Annotated in this window: 13 protein-coding genes (1 of these 13 cut by a window edge); 9 read left to right on the top strand and 4 right to left on the bottom strand. The window is 44.5% G+C overall.

Annotated features, from left to right (window positions below; translation table 11 throughout):
* The first annotated feature begins 360 nt into the window (after nucleotides 1-360).
* From thrS to L3V36_RS15360, 6 genes are all read left to right on the top strand, one after another.
* Complete coding sequence (gene thrS, locus L3V36_RS15385; protein ID WP_029222173.1) at nucleotides 361-2,289, top strand: threonine--tRNA ligase; 1,929 nt, start codon at nucleotides 361-363, stop codon at nucleotides 2,287-2,289.
* A gap of 2 nt (nucleotides 2,290-2,291) precedes the next feature.
* Nucleotides 2,292-2,843: a translation initiation factor IF-3 gene (infC, locus tag L3V36_RS15380; RefSeq protein WP_076646145.1), complete on the top strand. Its 552-nt coding sequence runs from the start codon at nucleotides 2,292-2,294 to the stop codon at nucleotides 2,841-2,843.
* Nucleotides 2,844-2,947: 104 nt separating this feature from the next.
* Nucleotides 2,948-3,142: a 50S ribosomal protein L35 gene (gene rpmI / locus L3V36_RS15375; RefSeq protein WP_004733518.1), complete on the top strand. Its 195-nt coding sequence runs from the start codon at nucleotides 2,948-2,950 to the stop codon at nucleotides 3,140-3,142.
* Between the two features lie 42 nt (nucleotides 3,143-3,184).
* The gene (gene rplT, locus L3V36_RS15370; RefSeq protein ID WP_004733517.1) at nucleotides 3,185-3,538 is read left to right on the top strand and encodes a 50S ribosomal protein L20; all 354 of its coding nucleotides are present in this window, start codon (nucleotides 3,185-3,187) and stop codon (nucleotides 3,536-3,538) included.
* Nucleotides 3,539-3,750: 212 nt separating this feature from the next.
* Complete coding sequence (gene yqfB / locus L3V36_RS15365) at nucleotides 3,751-4,065, top strand: N(4)-acetylcytidine aminohydrolase (protein ID WP_017086672.1); 315 nt, start codon at nucleotides 3,751-3,753, stop codon at nucleotides 4,063-4,065.
* 69 nt (nucleotides 4,066-4,134) lie between these two features.
* Complete coding sequence (locus L3V36_RS15360) at nucleotides 4,135-4,584, top strand: hypothetical protein (RefSeq protein ID WP_102447712.1); 450 nt, start codon at nucleotides 4,135-4,137, stop codon at nucleotides 4,582-4,584.
* A 133-nt stretch (nucleotides 4,585-4,717) separates the two neighbouring features.
* Here the strand turns inward: L3V36_RS15360 and L3V36_RS15355 are convergent, their stop codons facing one another.
* The 4 genes from L3V36_RS15355 to L3V36_RS15340 form a co-directional block, all read right to left on the bottom strand.
* Nucleotides 4,718-5,956 carry a leucine-rich repeat-containing protein kinase family protein gene (locus L3V36_RS15355; RefSeq protein ID WP_102447713.1) on the bottom strand — a complete coding sequence of 413 codons (1,239 nt, stop codon included), beginning with the start codon at nucleotides 5,954-5,956 and terminating at the stop codon, nucleotides 4,718-4,720.
* Between the two features lie 114 nt (nucleotides 5,957-6,070).
* Nucleotides 6,071-7,645: an ATP-binding cassette domain-containing protein gene (locus L3V36_RS15350; RefSeq protein ID WP_102447714.1), complete on the bottom strand. Its 1,575-nt coding sequence runs from the start codon at nucleotides 7,643-7,645 to the stop codon at nucleotides 6,071-6,073.
* Between the two features lie 492 nt (nucleotides 7,646-8,137).
* Nucleotides 8,138-8,716: a TetR/AcrR family transcriptional regulator gene (locus tag L3V36_RS15345; protein ID WP_017088387.1), complete on the bottom strand. Its 579-nt coding sequence runs from the start codon at nucleotides 8,714-8,716 to the stop codon at nucleotides 8,138-8,140.
* Nucleotides 8,713-10,149: a coniferyl aldehyde dehydrogenase gene (locus L3V36_RS15340; RefSeq protein ID WP_102447715.1), complete on the bottom strand. Its 1,437-nt coding sequence runs from the start codon at nucleotides 10,147-10,149 to the stop codon at nucleotides 8,713-8,715. Before L3V36_RS15340 ends, L3V36_RS15345 begins: the two co-directional genes overlap by 4 nt.
* A 561-nt stretch (nucleotides 10,150-10,710) precedes the next feature.
* Between L3V36_RS15340 and speA the strand changes: the two genes are divergently transcribed.
* The 3 genes from speA to L3V36_RS15325 all read left to right on the top strand — a co-directional run.
* A complete protein-coding gene (gene speA, locus L3V36_RS15335) occupies nucleotides 10,711-12,618 on the top strand; it encodes an arginine decarboxylase (RefSeq protein ID WP_102447727.1) in 1,908 nt (635 codons plus the stop codon).
* Complete coding sequence (gene speB, locus L3V36_RS15330; RefSeq protein ID WP_102447716.1) at nucleotides 12,618-13,547, top strand: agmatinase; 930 nt, start codon at nucleotides 12,618-12,620, stop codon at nucleotides 13,545-13,547. Before speA ends, speB begins: the two co-directional genes overlap by 1 nt.
* A gap of 663 nt (nucleotides 13,548-14,210) precedes the next feature.
* Nucleotides 14,211-21,019 carry the 5' portion of a retention module-containing protein gene (locus tag L3V36_RS15325; RefSeq protein WP_208775191.1) on the top strand. 23,452 nt of this gene lie beyond the right edge of the window, so the window shows 6,809 of its 30,261 coding nt (coding positions 1-6,809); the start codon lies at nucleotides 14,211-14,213; the stop codon falls past the right edge of the window.

The raw sequence follows: 21,019 nt of genomic DNA, 5'->3' as shown, positions 1-21,019 counted from the left end.
TAGTTCTAAATAACTCGTTTGTAAGAGATAAGTTGTAAGGGCGTACTCACAAGAGATAGGACAAATAGTTGAGTTGATACAGCTTGACTGGAAAGAGGAGGGGCAGGGAAGTTACCGGTATTATGATAAAACCTTATGAAACGAAGTGGTTGGAGAGCGGGCAGATTCTCTCTGTCATTGTCATTTCATATAATTTCGTTACAATGTTCGGCTACTCACAAATGGGGCATCTGTATTTGCTTCTATGTGGGTATCTTTATTATGCATATATCTCCGATCAACATACTTGTTGGTTGAAAAACATATATTAAACATTTTCATGTGTTGCTTGGTGTGCAACACCACTGTAAAGGACAAATAATGCCAATTATTACTCTTCCTGACGGTAGTCAGCGTCAATTTGACAACCCTGTATCAACTCTAGATGTTGCCCTATCAATCGGTCCTGGTCTTGCGAAAGCAACCATTGCTGGTCGTGTAGACGGCGAGCGTGTTGATGCTTGTGATCTTATCGAAAACGATGCAAGCCTAGAAATCATCACAGCTAAAGATGAAGTCGATGGCCTTGAGATCGTTCGTCACTCTTGTGCTCACCTTTTAGGTCACGCGATTAAGCAGCTTTTTCCAGAAGCGAAAATGGCGATCGGTCCTACCATCGATAACGGTTTCTATTACGATATCGACCTTGAGCACTCTCTAACGCAAGAAGATCTAGAAAAGATTGAAAAGCGTATGAAAGAGCTAGCGAAGACCAAGTACCAGGTTGTTAAGAAGAAAGTTAGCTGGCAGGAAGCGCGTGACGCATTCGAAGCTCGCGGCGAAACTTACAAAATCGAAATCTTGGATGAGAACGTTTCTAAAGACGATCGTCCAGGCCTGTACCATCATGAAGAATACATCGATATGTGTCGTGGTCCACACGTTCCACATATGGGCTTCTGCCAACACTTCACACTACTTAACGTAGCGGGTGCTTACTGGCGTGGTAACAGTGACAACAAGATGCTTCAACGTATCTACGGCACTGCATTCCACGACAAGAAAGCGCTTAAGGCTCACCTAGTGCGCCTAGAAGAAGCGGCTAAGCGTGATCACCGTAAAATCGGTAAGCACTTAGATCTATTCCACATGCAGCAAGAAGCACCAGGCATGGTGTTCTGGCATCACAATGGTTGGACTATCTTCCGTGAGCTAGAAGTATTTATTCGTCAGAAGCTGACTGAGTACGATTACCAAGAAGTTAAAGGCCCATTAATGATGGACCGTGTTCTTTGGGAACGTTCTGGTCACTGGGATAAGTACGCTGAAGCGATGTTCACTACTTCTTCAGAGAACCGTGAATACGCGATTAAGCCAATGAACTGTCCCGGTCACGTTCAAATCTTTAACCAAGGTTTGAAATCTTACCGTGATCTACCGCTACGTATGGCTGAGTTCGGCTCATGTCACCGTAACGAGCCGTCTGGCGCACTTCACGGCATTATGCGTGTTCGTGGCTTCACTCAAGATGATGCTCACGTATTCTGTACTGAAGACCAAGTTCAGCAAGAAGTTAAAGCTTGTATTGAAATGGTTTACGATACTTACACAACTTTCGGTTTCGAAAACATTGTTGTTAAGCTATCTACTCGTCCAGAACAGCGCGTAGGTTCAGACGAAATGTGGGACCGTGCAGAGGCCGATCTTAAGCAAGCGCTTGAGGCGATGGAGATTGCATACGAGATTCAAGAAGGCGAGGGTGCGTTCTACGGACCTAAGATTGAATTTACTTTGCATGATTGTTTGGACCGCGCATGGCAATGTGGTACAGTGCAGCTCGATTTTGCATTACCAGAACGTTTAGGTGCAACTTACGTAGGTGAAGATAACGAGCGTCACACGCCAGTTATGATCCACCGCGCGATTTTAGGTTCACTAGAACGCTTCATTGGTATTCTTATTGAAGAATACGCTGGCTTCTTCCCAACGTGGTTGGCGCCAGAACAAGCAATTGTTATGGGCATTACGGACAAACAGTCTGAATATGTACAAGAAATTGCGAAAAAACTGCAAAAAAGTGGATTTAGAGTCAAAGCAGACTTGAGAAATGAGAAGATTGGCTTTAAAATCCGCGAACATACTTTGAAACGTGTACCGTTCATGCTTGTGTGTGGTGACCAAGAAATGGAAGCCGGCGAAATTGCAGTACGTACACGTAAAGGTAAGGACCTTGGTAAATTTAAAGTGGATGACTTTATTTCATACATCCAAGCCGAGGTTTCAAACCGTAAGCTCAATCTGGAGGAATAGCTATTAAAGGCGGAAGACGTGGCCAACAACCGGCCAAACAAAACCAGCACCGTTTAAACGGTGACATTCGTGGCGTTCGTGAAGTGCGTCTAACTGGCGCAGACGGCGAAGCTGTTGGTGTAGTAACAATCGCTGAAGCGATGGAAGCTGCAAATGAAGCTGGTATGGATCTCGTAGAGATCAGCCCTAACGCCGAGCCGCCAGTTTGTCGTGTGATGGACTACGGTAAGTTCCTCTTCGAGAAGAGCAAAGCTGCGAAAGAGCAGAAGAAAAAGCAAAAGCAGGTTCAGATCAAGGAAATTAAATTCCGACCTGGAACTGATATTGGAGACTATCAGGTAAAACTACGCAACCTGACTGGTTTCCTTGAAGACGGCAACAAAGTGAAGGTAACAATTCGCTTCCGTGGCCGCGAAATGGCTCACCAAGAAATCGGTGTTGACGTTCTTAATCGTTTGAAAATCGATACTGAAGAATTTGCAGTTGTCGAATCTTTCCCAACGAGAATTGAAGGTCGCCAGATGATCATGGTGTTGGCCCCTAAAAAGAAGTAATTAACGGCTTTACAAGTAATTAAACCTTGCAGCCATAGGCTGTAGGGTTTTATTCGCCCTAATTACTATGTTATTAACAACTCAACAATGCGGAGTTATTCATCATGCCTAAGATGAAAACCAACAAAGGTGCTGCTAAGCGTTTCCAGAAAACTGCTGGTGGTATTAAGTTTAAGCACGCTGGTAAACGTCACATCCTGACTAAGCGTACTACTAAGAACAAGCGTCAGCTTCGTCCGAACTCAATCCTTCCAAAATGTGAAGTGGCTGCAGTTCTACGTATGATGCCATACGCTTAATTCTTTTTAGTTTATAAATTCGTTTAGTTTAGGAGAAGCATAATGCCTCGCGTAAAACGTGGTGTACAAGCTCGTGCACGTCATAAGAAAGTTCTAAAACAAGCTAAAGGTTACTACGGAGCACGTTCACGTGTTTACCGCGTAGCTTTCCAAGCAGTTACCAAAGCTGGTCAATACGCTTACCGTGACCGTCGCAACAAGAAACGTCAATTCCGTCAACTTTGGATTGCACGTATCAATGCGGCATCTCGTCAAAATGGTCTATCTTACAGCCGTTTCATCAATGGCCTTAAGAAAGCATCTATCGAGATCGACCGTAAGATTCTTGCTGACATCGCAGTATTCGACAAAGCAGCATTTGCTGTTCTAGTTGAAAAAGCGAAAGCATCTCTATAATTTAGAGTTAGCTTAAAGGTTTAAGAAAAGGAGAACTTCGGTTCTCCTTTTTTATTGCCTGTAATTTGTCTCTTTTAGAGATTCCCAACTCCTTCCTCCGTCAGTCATTGGGAATGACGAGATGAACTTCCGCATCTAATTTTTATTCGCTTGAACACGCATTCTGGTATATAAACATCTACCTAACCTTTAATGTTAAGCGACCGAGATAAATGACCGCACCTACCACTATGACGTTCTTCGAACGTTTTGAAACTGACATCCTTTCTGGCAAAAAGACCATTACTATTCGCGATGAATCTGAACGCGACTACCAGCCAGGCAGTGTTGTGGAAGTATCAACGCTAGAGCAAGGCCGTGTGTTCTGTAACCTTAAGATCATCAGTGTTGAACCAATCCTGTTTGATGACTTAGGTGAATTCCATGCTCAGCAAGAGAACATGACGCTGCAAGTACTCAAAGACGTGATTCAAGATATCTATCCTGGGATCTCTGAGTTGTATGTGGTTTCTTACGAGCTTGTGTAACCCGCTTTAAATGAAATTTGTTGATCACTACAGTGTTTAACTGCTGAGTAATAAGAAAGGGAAGTCACAATGAGTGAATTACAGAACGAAACAGTTCAGAAAATTCTACTTCAACTTTATTGTCGTGAGCAAACTGAGCAGCCGTTAATTTCTAGAACTGATCTCAACATTGCTCTTTATGATAGCGAAGGCTTTCTAGCGTGGCGTGATACCAAGCGTGACTTTACTGTCAGTGATATCGAGAGTCGAGTGTGGGTGAAGAGTTGCCCCGGCGGTTACATCACTGAAGTGCACTTCAATGCTGACGGTTCTCTGATTGAATATCGTTTGTTCGATCGATTTGAAACAACAGGGCAGTGGCAGTTAGCCGACGGTTTGTTACACGTCGAGATTCTGAAGGGTGACAACCGCTACCAGTTTGCTGTTGTGGCTCGTGCTGATCTTAATATTCATTCTGCGGTGGAATATAAAAATGGTGAACTGCATTCGTATCTGAAATTGGTGCAGGCTGAGCGTTAATCCTTTTTAGTCGACCTTGCTTGCCCATTAAAATGAGTGATGTTCCAAGAATAAAAAAGCCAACAGTGATGTTGGCTTTGTTGTTTTCAATTCGACCGATTACTTCCAATCAACGCGCTATTAAGTTAAGCCATTAAGCTTCGAAGTTCGCCAGCTGAGTATAAAGCTCGCTGTCTTGATCTTGCTTTGCACAAACCGTCAGTAGGTCTTCAATAAAGTACTTCAATGCACGTGCTTCAATTCGACGAATACCTTGTTGCTGCTCTTCAGTTAGGTAACCATAGATAGTTGCAGCGCCAAAGTCACCAAAGATCATCTGACCTTGTTCATTAACCAAAGTGTTATGTGCGTATAAATCACCATGACAGACCTTGTTGGCATGAAGGTGTTCAAACACATCAATCATCTGCTCTGTAATACTCTTGATTTGAGCAATGGAAAGCTCAAAGCCTTCATTGAACGTATCGCGAGTACAGCTTTCAAGAGTAGGGGGCAAACCGAGGTTGTAATAGTTGCTTGGGATAAGCTCCATGACTAACGCTAGGTAGTCTGACTCGTCGACTTGAGCGATAGATTTCACTAGGTTGCTATGTTGGCCTGCTTGAAGACACGCTTCAAGTTCATCGTGTGGGTAACCGTCACTGGTCACTTCGCCTTTGAATACTTTAACCGCCACTTCTTGTGGGAAATCAAAGTCACCGTTTAACCAGTTAGCATGAGAAATCACACCAGACGCACCTTGTCCAAGTACTTGATTTAGTGAGTAGCACTGCGAACTCACGGCAGGCACGCTATCTAAGCTGCTTGGGTGTTTACAAAACGGGTTACCCGCAAACGCTAACCAAGCCAGTTTTGGTAGCTTGATTAGGAACTCAGGGAATTCAGTCAGCTGGTTTGCAGACAGACGAACTAGCTCAAGGTTTGATAGGTTTTCCATGCTTTCTGGTAGAACACGAATCTTGTTACCCGCCAATGCGAGCTTTTGTAGTCGTGGTCTTTCACCTAGTGAGCTAGGCAGAGCCTCAATCTCATTGTCGGTCAGGATTAACCAACGTAGTTGAGTAGGCAGAGATTGCTCGCTAACGGTTTTGATTTGGTTCGTTTTGAAGCCAACCATTTCAAGCTTAGGAAGTGACCCCAGAACATCAGGCAGGTGCGTAAACAGGTTATTCGACGCGAAGATAATACGCAGGTTGGTCAGCTGTGATAACTCTTCTGGTAAATCTGACAGCTGATTACCTGAAAGGTCCAGAGTCTCTAGCGAATCGGCGAGTTCTAAGATCTCTAAAGGAAATTCAGTGAGACCTTCTGACAGTTGTAAGCGCGTAATACCGTTTAGTTGTCCTGATTTTAATTGTTCTAGAGTATGCAAACCTTAGCCTTATGAATAGATGTTCGAGGCGCGTAGTTTACTTGTCTCAATTAAGAAAGGCGAGCACCGGAACGATGCTCGCTTAACTAATCTAAGTGAACGAATCTACGAAGGTTAAAGTCGTATATGGTTTTGGCTGACGCCGACCTCCTCAACAAAATCAGCATCATGACTCACTAAGATAAATGCGCCTTTGTACTCACGCAAAGCGGACGCCAATATTTGTTGTGAGTCTATGTCTAGATGGTTGTCCGGTTCATCGAGCAATAGAAGCGGGGTGTCTTGCTTATGGCTAACGATCAACATCGCCAGTTTCATTTTCTCGCCACCACTGAGGTGAGCGACTTTTCGATATACCGAGTTTCGCCTGAATCCAATTCCCGCTAGCAGGGTTCGCGCGTCGCTCTCTGTTAATCCAAAACTATGCGTTATTAAACTATCGAACATCGTATCGTTGGTGTCTAACAGGCCAAAGTGTTGATCCAAATAGATGGTCGCCCCCAAGCGCTTAATCGAGCCTTTATAATTGGCGTGTTGACCGTTAATCGCTTTTAACAGTGTCGATTTTCCACACCCATTAGCACCGGTTAGATAACACCGTTCCCCTTGTGATAAAGAGAAACTGATGGGCGCACCAGAGCCGTAAACAAGGCGGCAGTTCTCAACGGTTAACAAAGAGCTCTTTTTACTGCTATTACTTTGCTGTAGATACAAAGCTTGTGGTTTCAGCCGTTCCTTCAGTTCTTTAAGCGACTGAAGTTTATGTTGGTTTTGGTCAATGAGGTTCCTTTGGCTTGTCGCAGACGCGGCTTGGCTTTGACCTGCTTTATCTTTCATAGCGTCCAATAATATCTTAGGTTGGCTACCCGATTTTCGAAGTCGGTTACCTTGAGATTCACGTTGTTGAGCTTTTTCCTTGTTAGTCTGAGCTTGACGCTCGAGTCGTTTCTTTTCGGACTGATGATGCGCAATCTGTTTGTCTAGCGCTTCGCTTTGGCTAGACACTTGTTTGAAGTAATCATCATAATTTCCTTTATAGAAATGTACGCCCAAGCTGTTTAGATGGTAGATCCCGTCCATTTGTCTCAATAAGCTTCGATCATGGCTGACGACAAGTACCTTGCCTTCAAACAACTGGCATTGTTCTAGTAACCAATTGCGTCCATCGTTATCCAAATGGTTCGAAGGCTCATCGAGGATCAGTATGTCGTTATTTGATACGAACAGCTGATGAAGCTGTAACAGGGCGAGTTGCCCACCACTCAAAGAGCAACAAAGCGTGTTCAAATCACTAGTGATCTTGAGTGTACCTAGCAACTGCTGGGTACGTGTCTCTAAATCCCAATCATCTCCAACGATATTGAAGTGCTGCAGTTCGCAGCTACCTTGCTCTATCGCTTTTAATGCATCTAACTTTTCGGTGAGCCCTAAGAAGTCAGCGATGGTGGTGGCGGAATCCAGTAGCGTTGATGGCAACTGAGAGTAAAAGCCGATCGAGCTTTGGCGCGAAATACTGCCTGTTGTGGGCTGTTTTTGCCCGATCAGTAACGAAAGAAGTAGTGACTTTCCAGCCCCATTTCTTCCGACTAGGCCGGTGAGGCGAGTGCTCAAATTAAAGGTGATGTCTTTGAATAACCACTCACCAGTATCGAGTTGGAATGAGAGATTGTTGGCTAATATAGTAGGCATAAAAATACCTCCCTTTACGTGTAAACGAGTAAAAGGGGTGAGGCGCTTTTTCTATATAGAACCCTACACAGAATTCTATGTATAGATCGCCAAAGACGTTACTTAGGTAGCGTACTAATCAAAGATAGGAAATAGAGTGCTGATCTGATTTCTGTCTTTAAGGTACTGATCTTAAAGATGTAGCTTGTCAAAAAACGGATCTTTAAGAGCTTGATTTGTCGCGAAAATAGATGACGAAGTAACGCCCACTAACCCCGAGTGTCCAAATGATTTTTATAAAAATAAATCGGATGTCAGGATGTTAGTACTTCATTATGGCGTTATTCTCTTTTGAAATGATGGTGGGATGGTACTGAAAGAGGGTGCTTAAAGTCAATATACTGAGGTGATTAAATTGTGTTCAAATGATTAAAGCGCCTGTGTGGCGCTTTAGTGATCATTATTGGAAATAAGTTGAGTCTAGAACTTATATTTTGGAGCTTAGAGTTAAAGCTACTTGGTTTGTCCACCAACGGCTCGCCAACACATATCAAAGCTATCATTGATGTACTTCGATGTTTGCTCTGGTGGAGATTCGTTTTGCTCAATAAGCCAGTTTGCACAAATCAGAAAGTGACTGTGGATGAAGTGCCTTACAAGGTTAATGTCTAATGCCATCAATTCACCGTCCTCTTGTCCTTTCAAAATGATCTCGTCTAGCGACGCGAACATCTGCGAGACGATTACTTCTCGAGTTTGGGTCGTTGGGTCGAAATGAACATTGGTGAAGAACTTCATCGCAACCGGATTTTCTAGTGCCCATTCAATCCCAGTGATCCACATGAACTTAAAGGCTTGATAGAGATCCTGCTCAGCAATATCAGTGTGTTGTTGAAGGGTAGAGAATAGCTCCAACTTCAGCTCGCGAAACAGTTCATCAATCAATAGAGATTTGTTCTCGAAGTGGTGAAACAACGTCGCTTTTGCCACGCCGGCTGTTTTCGCTATTTGTCCGGTAGATGTGCCCTCTAGCCCCTGTTGAGAGAAGAGCAAGAGTGCAGCATCTAGGATTTTTTGTCTTTTAGTGATCATCTATTGAGTACTTTGAACAGAATCTTTTTAACTGGATTGTTGTAAGGAGGGTGCATTAACTTGGTGAAGTTAATTTTACCTCTACTTAGAACGGTTTTAGCATGACTAAAGGTCTTAAAGCCTTCAATGCCATGGTAGTGTCCCATGCCTGAAGGGCCTATGCCACCGAACGGCGCGTCTTCTGCAGCCACATGCACCAAAGAATCATTAATACACACGCCGCCAGAGTGCGTGCTCGATAAGATTAGATCTTGAGTCTGCTTATCATGACTCATCAGGTACAAAGCAAGCGGACGTTCTCTTGTTGTGATGTAGCTGATCGCCTCTTCAATAGAATCATAAGGAACGATAGGCAGTACGGGGCCAAACAACTCTTCTTGCATTGCGACCATGTCGTCGTTCACTTCGGTGAGAAGGTGCGGCGTCATTCTGTGGTTTACATCGTCTTGAGCTTGTTCGGTGACGGTGTGAACAACTGCGCCTTTAGATTGAGCATCTGTAATCACCCCCTTCAAACGATTGTATTGACGCATATCGATCACTGAAGTTAAGTCTTTGCTCTCAATGCCTGCTTTATACAGCTTTTTGAAGTACAGCTTATAAGCTGTGATGAACGCATCGACTTTTTCTCGTGGCAATAAGATGTAATCGGGCGCCACACAAATCTGGCCAGCGTTTAAGCTTTTTGCAAACAGGATGCGTTCAACGGCGTCAGCCACATCAAAGTCGGGAGCAATAATCGTTGGAGACTTGCCGCCTAACTCCAAAGTTACTGGCGTTAAGTTGTCGGCTGCTGCTCTCATGACGTGCTTACCCACAGAGGTCGACCCAGTAAATAGAATATGGTCAAACGGGAGCTGGCTAAATTTAGCGGAAACATCCGCTTCACCTTCGATAATCGCGACTTGATCTTCACTAAAGCCTTCGGCCAGCATGGCTTTTAAAACTCGGTTGGTCGCAGGAGTAAACTCGGACATCTTGAGCATTGCAGTGTTGCCCGCCGCTAACGCTGTGATCAGAGGGCCTAAAGAGAGCATGACTGGGAAGTTCCATGGAACAATGATGCCTACAACGCCCACAGGCTGATAATGAACCGTGATCTTTGCTGGCGTCAGCATCAAACCGGCTTTGCGGCGTGATGGCTTCAACCACTTCTTAAGGTTCTTATCACTGTAATTAATTTGGTGAAGAGAAGGGGTGATATCAGCAATCAAGCTGTCGTGTTTTGCGCGATGGCCATAATCTTCAGACACTGCGTCAATCAATTGCTCTTGGTAGCGTATTAGCAACGCTTTTAATTCCGAGAGGTTTTTTCTTCTCTGCTCAAGCGTAGGGTTAACATTATTGCGGTAGTGATCTTTTTGTCGGTTGAATATTTTATCCATGTCGTTGATGTTCGACGTGGTTGGTTCAAGGTCTAGATTATGGCTCATAGTATCCCCTAAATTCGAAAGCTGACCGATTGGTTGGTCAGCTGAAATTACAAGAAGATCGAACCGAATACAAGATATGCGCGAGAAAAGTTCAAAAATTGAGCGGTTACAACATTGAAGTGAGCGAGTTTTAGTAGGAAGAACGAAGTGTTTATAGGCCTCGAATCGTGGGATACAAGTAGTGTTTGTGATAGCGAGAGTTCAGATTGGGAAGTGGTCATATTTGTCAAAACCCTGACTTAACTTGACCTGATTAGCCAAGAATTTTATGTGTCTTTGGTATTTTATTCACCTGATTTTTTGTTAGAAAGTGCTTTAAATCTCATGCGCTTCAGCCTGTTTTTTGGTCTAAAACCTTGTAATACCTTACCTGTCACTTTAAGTCGGTTCGACGATAAAAAAACGTAATCGTAACCACAAATATCAATGGTTGGACTCACTCTTAATAATATCGGTTAATGCAGCCAACAAATCGTTTTCGAACGTTTTTTGTTGGGTTATACCTCGCTATTCCAATGAGGTATCTTCTGTCGATGGCCCTATAGTGTGAGGTCTCTAGAATTGGAAAATTCGGTTAATTTGGAACGCATCCGTGCTGAGTATAATGTAAAGCACTGGAGCCAAGGTTTTTATGGAATTGATGATAACGGTGAGGTGTATGTTTCACCGAGCGAAACCGATCATCAAGTTCCTCTTAGTCAGATCGTAAAACAGTTAGAGCAGCGAAATATTGGTTTGCCTGCTCTTGTGCGTTTTCCTCAAATCGTGCATCAACGTGTGCACAATATCTGTAACGCATTCAACCAAGCGATCGACGAATATCAGTACGATAACCGTTACCTACTTGTTTACCCGATTAAAGTTAACCAACAGAAAGAAGTGGTTGACGAGATCTTAGCGAGCCAAGCTCAATTAGAGCAGAAGCAGCTTGGTTTAGAGGCGGGCAGCAAGCCTGAACTATTAGCGGTATTGGCACTGGCTCAAAAAGCGAGCTCGGTGATCGTGTGTAACGGTTACAAAGACAGAGAATACATCCGTCTTGCTCTTATTGGCGAAAAGCTGGGTCATAAAGTATTTATCGTTCTAGAGAAGCTATCTGAGCTTGATCTTGTTCTTTCTGAAGCGAAAGCGCTTGGCGTGAAACCTCGTTTAGGTTTGCGTATTCGTCTTGCTTCTCAAGGCGCAGGTAAATGGCAAGCAAGTGGTGGTGAGAAGTCGAAGTTCGGTTTGTCTGCATCACAAGTGCTTACCGTTATTGAACGCTTGAAAGCAGAAGATCAGCTTGATGTTCTAGAGTTAGTGCATTTCCATCTTGGTTCACAAATGGCCAATATTCGTGATGTAAGAAATGGTGTGAGCGAAGCGGCTCGCTTCTACTGTGAACTGCGCGATATCGGTGCTCAATTGAAGTACTTAGATGTTGGTGGTGGTTTGGCGGTTGATTACGACGGCACACGCAGCCAATCTTCAAACTCAATGAATTACGGCTTGCTTGAGTACGCTCGCAACATCGTGATGACAGTCGGGGATATTTGTAAGCTCTACAATCAACCACAGCCTGTGATTATTTCGGAATCTGGTCGCTCACTGACTGCGCACCATGCTGTATTGATCACCAACGTGATTGGTACTGAAAGCTACTCGCCAGAAGATATGGCTGCGCCTGAAGCTGATGCACCAATGTTGCTAAACAACATGTGGAGGAACTTCTTAGAGCTAGATGCAGGTAACGATGATCGAGCGTTGATCGAGATCTATAACGACACGCAGAGTGATATCGCAGAAGCACACAACCAATTTGCAACAGGCATGCTGAACCTTCAGCATCGTGCTTGGGCAGAACAGATGTCTTTGCGAATTAACTACGAACTTAGCTCTCGCATGAGTACTAAAAACCGCTACCACCGTCCAATCTTGGATGAGTTGAGCGAGCGTTTGGCTGATAAGTTTTTCGTGAACTTCTCGTTGTTCCAATCGCTGCCAGATGCTTGGGGTATCGATCAGGTGTTCCCTGTATTGCCTCTAAGTGGTTTGGATAATGCGGATGAGCGACGCGCTGTGGTACTGGATATCACATGTGATTCTGACGGTACGATTGATCAGTACGTTGATGGTCAAGGTATTGAAACAACGTTGCCAGTTCCTGCATGGAACCCAGATGAACCTTATCTGATGGGCTTTTTCTTAGTAGGCGCATACCAAGAGATCTTGGGCGATATGCACAACCTATTTGGTGATACGCACAGCGTAGTGGTCAACGTTGACGAAAGCGGTGAAGCGAACATCGATTACATCAACGAAGGCGACACGGTTGAAGACATGATGCGTTATGTTCACATCGATATGGACCTGATTCGTCAGAACTACAAAGAACTGGTAACAGCAAAAGTACCAGCACAAGAGCAGCAAAGCGTACTTGAAGAGTTAGAGCAAGGCCTGATGGGTTACACCTATCTTGAGGATTTTTAATGAACGATCTATTTACGAAACCAGATTACTCGCTGTATTCCAACGCCATGACGTTTATGCGTCGTCCATTGGTACAGAACCCAATCGATTGCGATGCCGATGTGGTTGTGTTAGGTGCGCCGTTAGATATGGCGACGTCGGGTCGTCCGGGCGCTCGTATGGGACCAGATGCGATTCGTCGTGCGTCGGTAAACTTGGCGTGGGAAGGCAAAAAATTCCCTTGGGACTTCAATGTATTTGAACATACCTCGGTGATTGATGCTGGCGATCTTGTGTTTGATTGTGGTGATGCAGAAGACCTAACTCAGCGTTTAGAAGCGGCTGCTGATGCGATTCTAAACAATGGTAAAACTCTGTTAGGTTTAGGTGGCGATCACTTCATTACACTGCCTTTGTTAAGAGCATACGGCAAGAAGTACGGTGAGATGGCTCTGATTCACTTCGACGCGCACACTGACACTTACAGTCAGGGCAGTCGTTACGATCACGGTACTATGTTCTACCATGCGCCAAATGAAGGTTTAATTTCGCCTGAACATTCAGTGCAAATTGGTATTCGTACAGAGTACAAGCAGGAAGGTCACGGCTTCAATGTCATTAATGCGATGCAAGCCAATGACATGAGCGTTGACGAGATCATTGCTCAAGTGAAAGGTATTGTTGGTAATAAGCCAGTGTACTTAACGTTTGATATCGATTGTCTGGATCCTGCTTTTGCTCCGGGTACAGGTACGCCAGTATGCGGCGGTTTGAATTCAGACAAAGTTCTGAAAATTATCCGTGGCCTGCAAGGTATCAACATGGTCGGTATGGATGTTGTTGAGGTTTCACCTGCGTATGACCAAAGCGAGATTACAGCATTGGCTGGTGCAACTATCGCACTTGAGCTGCTTTATGTTTGGACGGCAAATCGCCTCGCTAAATCATAGTGTTTGATTGTTAAAAGCGTAACGCTACATACTGATTTTAAAGCCCACTAAGTTTCAACTTAGTGGGCTTTTTTGTTTTGTCGAGCAACAAAAATTCTATTCTCGCATCTCAGTAAGTAGTCTTTTCTTGGCTGTGAACTAATAGGCTAAAAGGCTCGTATTCTACGGTTTATCTCATGGTTTGTGAGCGAAAAATCATCACATTGATTCTGAGAGGTGTCTCAAAGATGGGACTTGCCTCTGCTTTACTAAGGATGCAGAGCTTACCGCTATTAATGCCCTGTATTCGCTAATGATTTATCAACTTTGTTACTGTATATATTTATAAAACGAAGATGTGTATTTATATTGCGCGCTCATTTGCATATTAATCAGCATCCTACTAACTTTTGACTAGGGTTTTTAAGCCTTGAAAGAATACTTGGATTTGCGAAAAGATGTCTCTTCGCACAGACATGGCATTTTTTATGGGGAAGACTAGGCTTAAGGGTAAGTAAACTATAAAAAAACAGGTGAAATACTTCTCTCTTTTCAAGCCGATTGGGTATAACAATGGATTGCCATTGATGAGAGCTAAGTATGTGTTCAATTAAAACCTGAAATTGCTATTACAAATAATTTTCACAGCGCTTAAAAATAGTGCTTTGTGACAACGGGGGATGTATGGATATTGAAGTTTCGCGACAGGTTGCGGTAGTTGAAGCAACGAGTGGAGATGTCGTCGTAGTTAAGCCAGACGGCAGCGCAAGAAAAGTTTCAGTTGGCGATACCATCCGTGAAAATGAGATCGTGATTACGGCCAACAAGTCAGAGCTTGTGTTAGGCGTTCAGAATGATTCGATTCCGGTTGCAGAGAATTGCGTCGGTTGTGTTGATGACAACGCTGCATGGGTAGATGCCCTAATAGCTGGTGAGGTTAATTTTGACTTACAGCAAGCAGACGCAGAAACCTTCACTGAAGACGACCTTGCTGCAATTCAAGAAGCCATTTTAGGTGGTGCCGATCCGACTCAAATCTTAGAAGCAACGGCTGCTGGTGGCGGACTAGGTTCTGCAAATGCTGGCTTTGTGACGATTGACTATAACTACACTGAAACTCATCCATCGACTTTCTTTGAGACCGCTGGTCTAGCAGAACAAACTGTTGATGAAGACAGAGAAGAATTCAGATCGATCACTCGTTCATCAGGTGGCCAATCAATCAGTGAAACACTGACTGAAGGCTCCATATCTGGCAATACCTATCCCCAATCTGTAACAACGACAGAAACGATTATTGCTGGTAGTTTAGCTCTCGCCCCTGACTCTTTCATTCCAGAAACTTTATCCCTCGCTTCACTACTTAGTGAATTAAACAGCGACATTACTTCAAGTGGTCAGTCCGTTATCTTCACCTATGACGCGACGACTAATTCTATCGTTGGTGTTCAAGGTACCGACGAAGTATTACGTATCGACATTGATGCCGTCAGTGTTGGCAATAACATTGAGCTTTCTCTAACCACAACGATTTCCCAGCCGATTGATCATGTACCGTCGGTTGGCGGTGGTCAGGTTTCTTACACTGGCGATCAAATAGATATTGCCTTTGATATTCAAGGTGAAGACACCGCTGGGAACCCGCTAGCAACACCCGTTAACGCACAAGTTTCAGTGTTTGACGGGATAGATCCGTCTGTTGAAAGTGTCAATATCACTAACGTTGAAACTAGCAGCGCGGCAATCGAAGGGACGTTCTCAAATATTGGTAGTGATAACCTTCAATCAGCCGTATTTGATGCAAGTGCACTGGACCAGTTTGATGGGTTGCTCAGTGATAATCAAAACACGCTTGCGAGACTTTCTGATGATGGAACAACGATTACTCTGTCCATCCAAGGTCGAGGTGAGGTTGTTCTCACTATCTCTCTAGATACCGATGGCACCTATAAATTCGAGCAGTCTAATCCAATAGAACAAGTGGGTACCGATTCACTGACGTTCGCTTTGCCAATCACGATTACCGATTTTGACCAAGATGTTGTAACCAATACGATCAACATTGCCATTACTGATGGCGATAGCCCGGTTATCATTAATGTTGACAGTATTGACGTTGATGAAGCGGGTATTGTTGGCGGCTCACAAGAGGGCACGGCGCCAGTGTCTGGCACTGGCAGTATCACCGCGGACATTTTTGAAAGTGACATCATTGACCATTATGAACTTGAACCTACAGAATTTAATACTGGTGGCAGCTTGGTTTCAAATGGCGAGGCTGTGCTACTTGAGTTGATTGATGAAACCAACGGTGTAAGAACTTACGAAGGTTATGTTGAGGTCAATGGTTCGAGAATTACGGTCTTTGACGTTAAAATTGATAGCCCTTCATTGGGCAACTATGATTTTAATCTTTATGAAGAACTTTCTCATCAAGGCGCTGAAGATGCGCTGCTAACTTTTGCATTGCCAATTTATGCTGTTGATGCAGATGGCGACCGTTCTGCACTGTCTGGAGGTTCGAACACACCAGAAGCTGCTGAGATCCTCGTCAATGTTAAAGACGATGTCGTTGAGTTAGTTGATAAGGTTGAATCAGTCACCGAGCCGACCTTAGCGGGCGATACTATTGTTTCGTATAACCTGTTCAATTTTGAAGGCGCAGATGGTTCTACAATTCAATCGTTTAACTACGACGGTGTTGATTACTCACTCGATCAAAGCCTGCTCCCCGATGCTACCCAGATTTTCAGTTTTACTGAAGGTGTCGTCACTATCTCATTAAACGGTGACTTCAGTTTTGAAGTCGCTCGTGATATCGACCACTCAAGCAGTGAAACTATCGTCAAACAGTTCTCATTTTTAGCCGAAGATGGTGATGGGGATACTGATAGTTCGACGCTTGAGTTAAGTATTACCGATGGCCAAGATCCGATCATTGATTTGATCCCGCCTGTGACTCTCTCTGAAACCAACCTTAATGACGGCTCTGCTCCCAGCGGAAGTACAGTTAGCGCAACCGAGACGATTACCTCTACCGCAGGCAGCGACGATGTAGCAAGTTTCCGTATTGAACCAACAGAGTTTAATGTGGGCGGTGCACTTAAATCGAATGGATTTTCGGTTGAGATAAAAGAAGATTCGGCTAATCCGGGTACTTACATTGGCTTTATTACCAACGGTTCGGGCGCTGAAATCCCAGTGTTTACGATTGCTTTCTCTACGAGCACATTGGGTGAATACACCTTTACTCTGCTTGAAGCGTTAGACCATGTAGATGGTTTAGATAAGAACGATCTGAGCTTTGATCTGCCTATTTATGCGGTTGATACGGACGGCGACGATTCATTGGTGTCTCAGCTTAATGTGACTATCGGTGATGATGTTCAAATCATGCAAGACGGTACGTTAGATATCACCGAGCCAAATCTTGCTGACGGTACAATCACAACCAACACCATTGATGTAATGCCAAATCAAAGTGCTGATGGCGCGACGATCACTCAGTTCACTTATGACGGTGTCGTAAACACACTGGATCAAAGTATTTCAGGAGAACAGCAGTTCAGCTTCACAGAAGGCGAACTGTTTATCACCCTTGAAGGTGAAGTGCGCTTTGAGCCTAATCGCGATCTAGACCACTCAGTGAGTGAAGATATCGTGAAGTCGATTGTCGTGACTTCAAGCGACTTCGATAACGATCCGGTGACTTCAACCATTACGCTGACGATCACTGATGGTGATAACCCGACGATTGATGTTATTCCAAGTGTTACGCTTTCTGAAATTAACCTGAGCGATGGCTCTGCTCCAAGTGGCAGCGCGGTAAGCTCGACTCAAACTATTACTTTTACCAATCAAAGTGATGATGTGGTTCGTTTCCGTATTGAGCCAACGGAGTTCAATACTAACGATGATCTTAAATCGAACGGTTTAGCTGTTGAGTTACGTGAAGACCCGGCAGGGTCGGGTGACTACATTGGTTTTACGACCAGTGCGACGAACGTAGAAACTCCAGTATTCACATTAAGCTTTAATTCTGGATCATTAGGTGAATACACGTTCACACTCATCGAAGCGTTGGACCACCAAGATGCCCGTGGCAACAACGACCTCAGTTTTGATTTACCTGTTTACGCGGTAGATAGTGATGGCGATGATTCACTGGTGTCTCCGTTAAACGTCACTATCGGTGATGATGTTCAAATCATGCAAGATAGTACGTTAGATATCGTCGAGCCAACCGTCGCAGATTTGGCCGCTGGCACAGTGACAACTAACACCATTGATGTGATGCCAAATCAAAGTGCCGATGGCGCAACGGTGACGCAATTCACTTATGATGGCCAGCTTCGAACACTTGACCAAAATGATAATGGCGAGCAGCAATTTAGCTTCACAGAAGGTGAACTGTTCATCACGCTTCAAGGTGATGTGCGCTTTGAGCCTAATCGTAATCTAGACCACACACTGAACGAAGACATCGTGAAATCGATTGTGGTGACGTCTAGTGACTCGGATAACGATGTGCTGACTTCAACCGTCACGTTGACCATTACCGATGGTGATATCCCAACCATTGATAATGTTCCAACTGTGAACTTGTCTGAAACTAATCTGAGTGATGGCTCTGCACCTAGCGGCAGCGCGGTGAGTTCAACTCAAACTATTACTTACACCACTCAAAGTGATGATGTGACAAGCTTCCGTATTGAACCGACTGAATTTAATGTTGGTGGCGCTCTTACATCAAACGGATTGGCGGTTGAGCTGAAGGCCGATCCAACCACTCCGGGCGGCTACATCGGCTTTGTTACTGATGGCTCGAACGTTGAAACTAACGTGTTCACGATTAGCTTCTCGGATACCAATTTAGGTCAATACACCTTCACTTTACTTGAAGCATTAGACCATGCGGATGGCCTTGCAAATAACGATCTGAGCTTTGATCTGCCAGTCTACGCCGTTGACAGTGATGGCGATGATTCATTGGTTTCTCAATTGAGTGTAACCATTGGTGATGATGTTCAAATCATGCAGAGCAGTACGTTAGATATTGTCGAACCAAATTTGGCTGATGGCACTGTTTCAACTAACACCATCGATGTGATGCCAGAGCAAAGCGCCGATGGCGCGACGATCACTCAGTTTACTTATGACGGGCAAGTTCGCACTCTGGATCAAACTGACAATGGTGAGCAGCAATTTAGCTTCACGGAAGGTGAGTTGTTCATCACGCTTGAAGGTGAAGTACGCTTCGAGCCAAATCGTAACTTAGACCACACGGCTAGCGAAGACATCGTGAAGTCTATTGTGGTGACCTCAAGCGATTCAGACAATGACGTACTGACCTCCACAGTGACGCTGACCATTACCGATGGTGATATCCCAACCATTGATGTAATGCCAAACGTTAGTCTGTCTGAAATAAATCTTGCTGATGGCTCTGCGCCAAGCGGCAGTGCAGTCAGTCAAACTGAGACGATTACCTTCACCAATCAAAGCGATGATGTGGCGAGTTTCCGTATTGAACCGACTGAATTCAATGTGGGTGGAGCACTGAAATCGAATGGTTTTGCCGTTGAGATAAAAGAAGATTCGGCTAATCCGGGTACTTACATTGGCTTTATTACCAACGGTTCGGGCGCTGAAATCCCAGTGTTTACGATTGCTTTCTCTACGAGCACATTGGGTGAATACACCTTTACTCTGCTTGAAGCGTTAGACCATGTAGATGGTTTAGATAAGAACGATCTGAGCTTCGATCTGCCTGTTTATGCGGTCGATACGGACGGCGATGATTCATTGGTGTCTCAGCTAAACGTGACCATCGGTGATGATGTCCAAATCATGCAAGACGGTACGTTAGATATCACTGAGCCAAATCTGGCTGATGGAACAATCACAACCAACACCATTGACGTGACGCCAAATCAGAGTGCTGATGGCGCGACGATCACTCAGTTCACCTATGACGGTCAACTAAGAACACTTGATCAAAATGACACTGGTGAGCAGCAGTTTAGCTTTACGGAAGGTAAGCTTTATATCACCCTTGAAGGTGAAGTGCGCTTTGAACCAAATCGTAATTTAGACCACTCGGTAAGCGAAGACATCGTGAAGTCGATTGTGGTCACTTCAAGTGATTTCGATAACGATCCGGTGACTTCAACCGTAACGCTGACGATCACGGATGGTGATAACCCGACGATTGACGTCATTCCAAGCGTTACCCTTTCTGAAACGAATCTGAGTGATGGCTCTGCCCCGAGTGGCAGCGCGGTGAGCTCTACTCAAATCATCACGTTCACTAATCAAAGTGACGATGTGGTTCGTTTCCGTATTGAGCCAACGGAATTCAATACTAACGATGATCTTAAATCGAACGGTTTAGCCGTTGAGTTACGTGAAGACCCGGCAGGGTCGGGTGACTACATTGGTTTTACTACCAGTGCGACGAATGTAGAAACCACGGTATTTACGCTGAGCTTCTCTAGCACCACATTAGGTGAATATACTTTTACTCTGCTTGAGGCTTTGGATCATCAAGATGCCCGAGGCAACAACGATCTCAGTTTTGAACTGCCTGTTTATGCGGTAGACAGTGATGGTGATGATTCAATAATGTCACCGTTAAGTGTGACCATCGGCGATGATGTTCAAATCATGCAAGATAGTACGTTAGATATCGTCGAGCCAACCGTCGCAGATTTGGCCGCTGGCACAGTGACAACTAACACCATTGATGTGATGCCAAATCAAAGTGCCGATGGCGCGACGATCACTCAATTCACTTATGATGGCCAACTTCGAACGCTTAACCCAAATGATAATGGCGAGCAGCAGTTTAGCTTCACGGAAGGTGAACTATTCATCACGCTTCAAGGTGAAGTGCGCTTTGAGCCTAATCGTAATCTAGACCACACGCTGAACGAAGACATCGTGAAATCGATCGTGGTGACGTCTAGTGACTCCGATAACGATGTGCTGACCTCAACCGTCACGTTGACCATTACCGATGGTGATATCCCAACCATTGATAATGTTCCAACAGTGAGCTTGTCAGAAACAAATCTGAGTGATGGCTCAGCACCAAGTGGCAGCGCGGTTAGCTCAACTCAAACCATTACCTTTACTAATCAAAGTGATGATGTGACAAGCTTCCGTATTGAACCAACGGAGTTCAATGTTGGTGGCGCTTTGACATCAAATGGATTTTCGGTCGAGATAAAAGAAGATTCTGCTAACCCAGGTACTTACATCGGCTTTATTAACAACGGTTCGGGCACTGAAGTGCCAATGTTCACCATTGCCTTCTCTACGAGTACGCTAGGCCAGTACACCTTCACCTTACTTGAAGCGTTAGACCATGTTGATGGCTTGGCAAATAATGATCTGAGCTTTGATCTACCCGTTTACGCCGTTGATAGCGATGGCGATGATTCGTTGGCGTCTCAGCTTAACGTAACCATCGGTGATGATGTCCAAATCAT

The sequence above is a fragment of the Vibrio sp. G-C-1 genome (genome assembly GCF_021728015.1).
GTDB classification, from domain to species: domain Bacteria; phylum Pseudomonadota; class Gammaproteobacteria; order Enterobacterales; family Vibrionaceae; genus Vibrio; species Vibrio splendidus.
This window is presented reverse-complemented; position numbering and strand designations above follow the sequence as displayed.

What these genes read in the sequence shown, in the direction of transcription:
- yqfB (WP_017086672.1), top strand. Translation starts at nt 3,751, where the DNA reads ATGACCGCACCTACCACTATGACGTTCTTCGAACGTTTTGAAACTGAC.
- L3V36_RS15360 (WP_102447712.1), top strand. Translation starts at nt 4,135, where the DNA reads ATGAGTGAATTACAGAACGAAACAGTTCAGAAAATTCTACTTCAACTT.
- rplT (WP_004733517.1), top strand. Translation starts at nt 3,185, where the DNA reads ATGCCTCGCGTAAAACGTGGTGTACAAGCTCGTGCACGTCATAAGAAA.
- speB (WP_102447716.1), top strand. Translation starts at nt 12,618, where the DNA reads ATGAACGATCTATTTACGAAACCAGATTACTCGCTGTATTCCAACGCC.
- rpmI (WP_004733518.1), top strand. Translation starts at nt 2,948, where the DNA reads ATGCCTAAGATGAAAACCAACAAAGGTGCTGCTAAGCGTTTCCAGAAA.
- L3V36_RS15340 (WP_102447715.1), bottom strand. Translation starts at nt 10,149, where the DNA reads ATGAGCCATAATCTAGACCTTGAACCAACCACGTCGAACATCAACGAC.
- L3V36_RS15350 (WP_102447714.1), bottom strand. Translation starts at nt 7,645, where the DNA reads ATGCCTACTATATTAGCCAACAATCTCTCATTCCAACTCGATACTGGT.
- thrS (WP_029222173.1), top strand. Translation starts at nt 361, where the DNA reads ATGCCAATTATTACTCTTCCTGACGGTAGTCAGCGTCAATTTGACAAC.
- L3V36_RS15345 (WP_017088387.1), bottom strand. Translation starts at nt 8,716, where the DNA reads ATGATCACTAAAAGACAAAAAATCCTAGATGCTGCACTCTTGCTCTTC.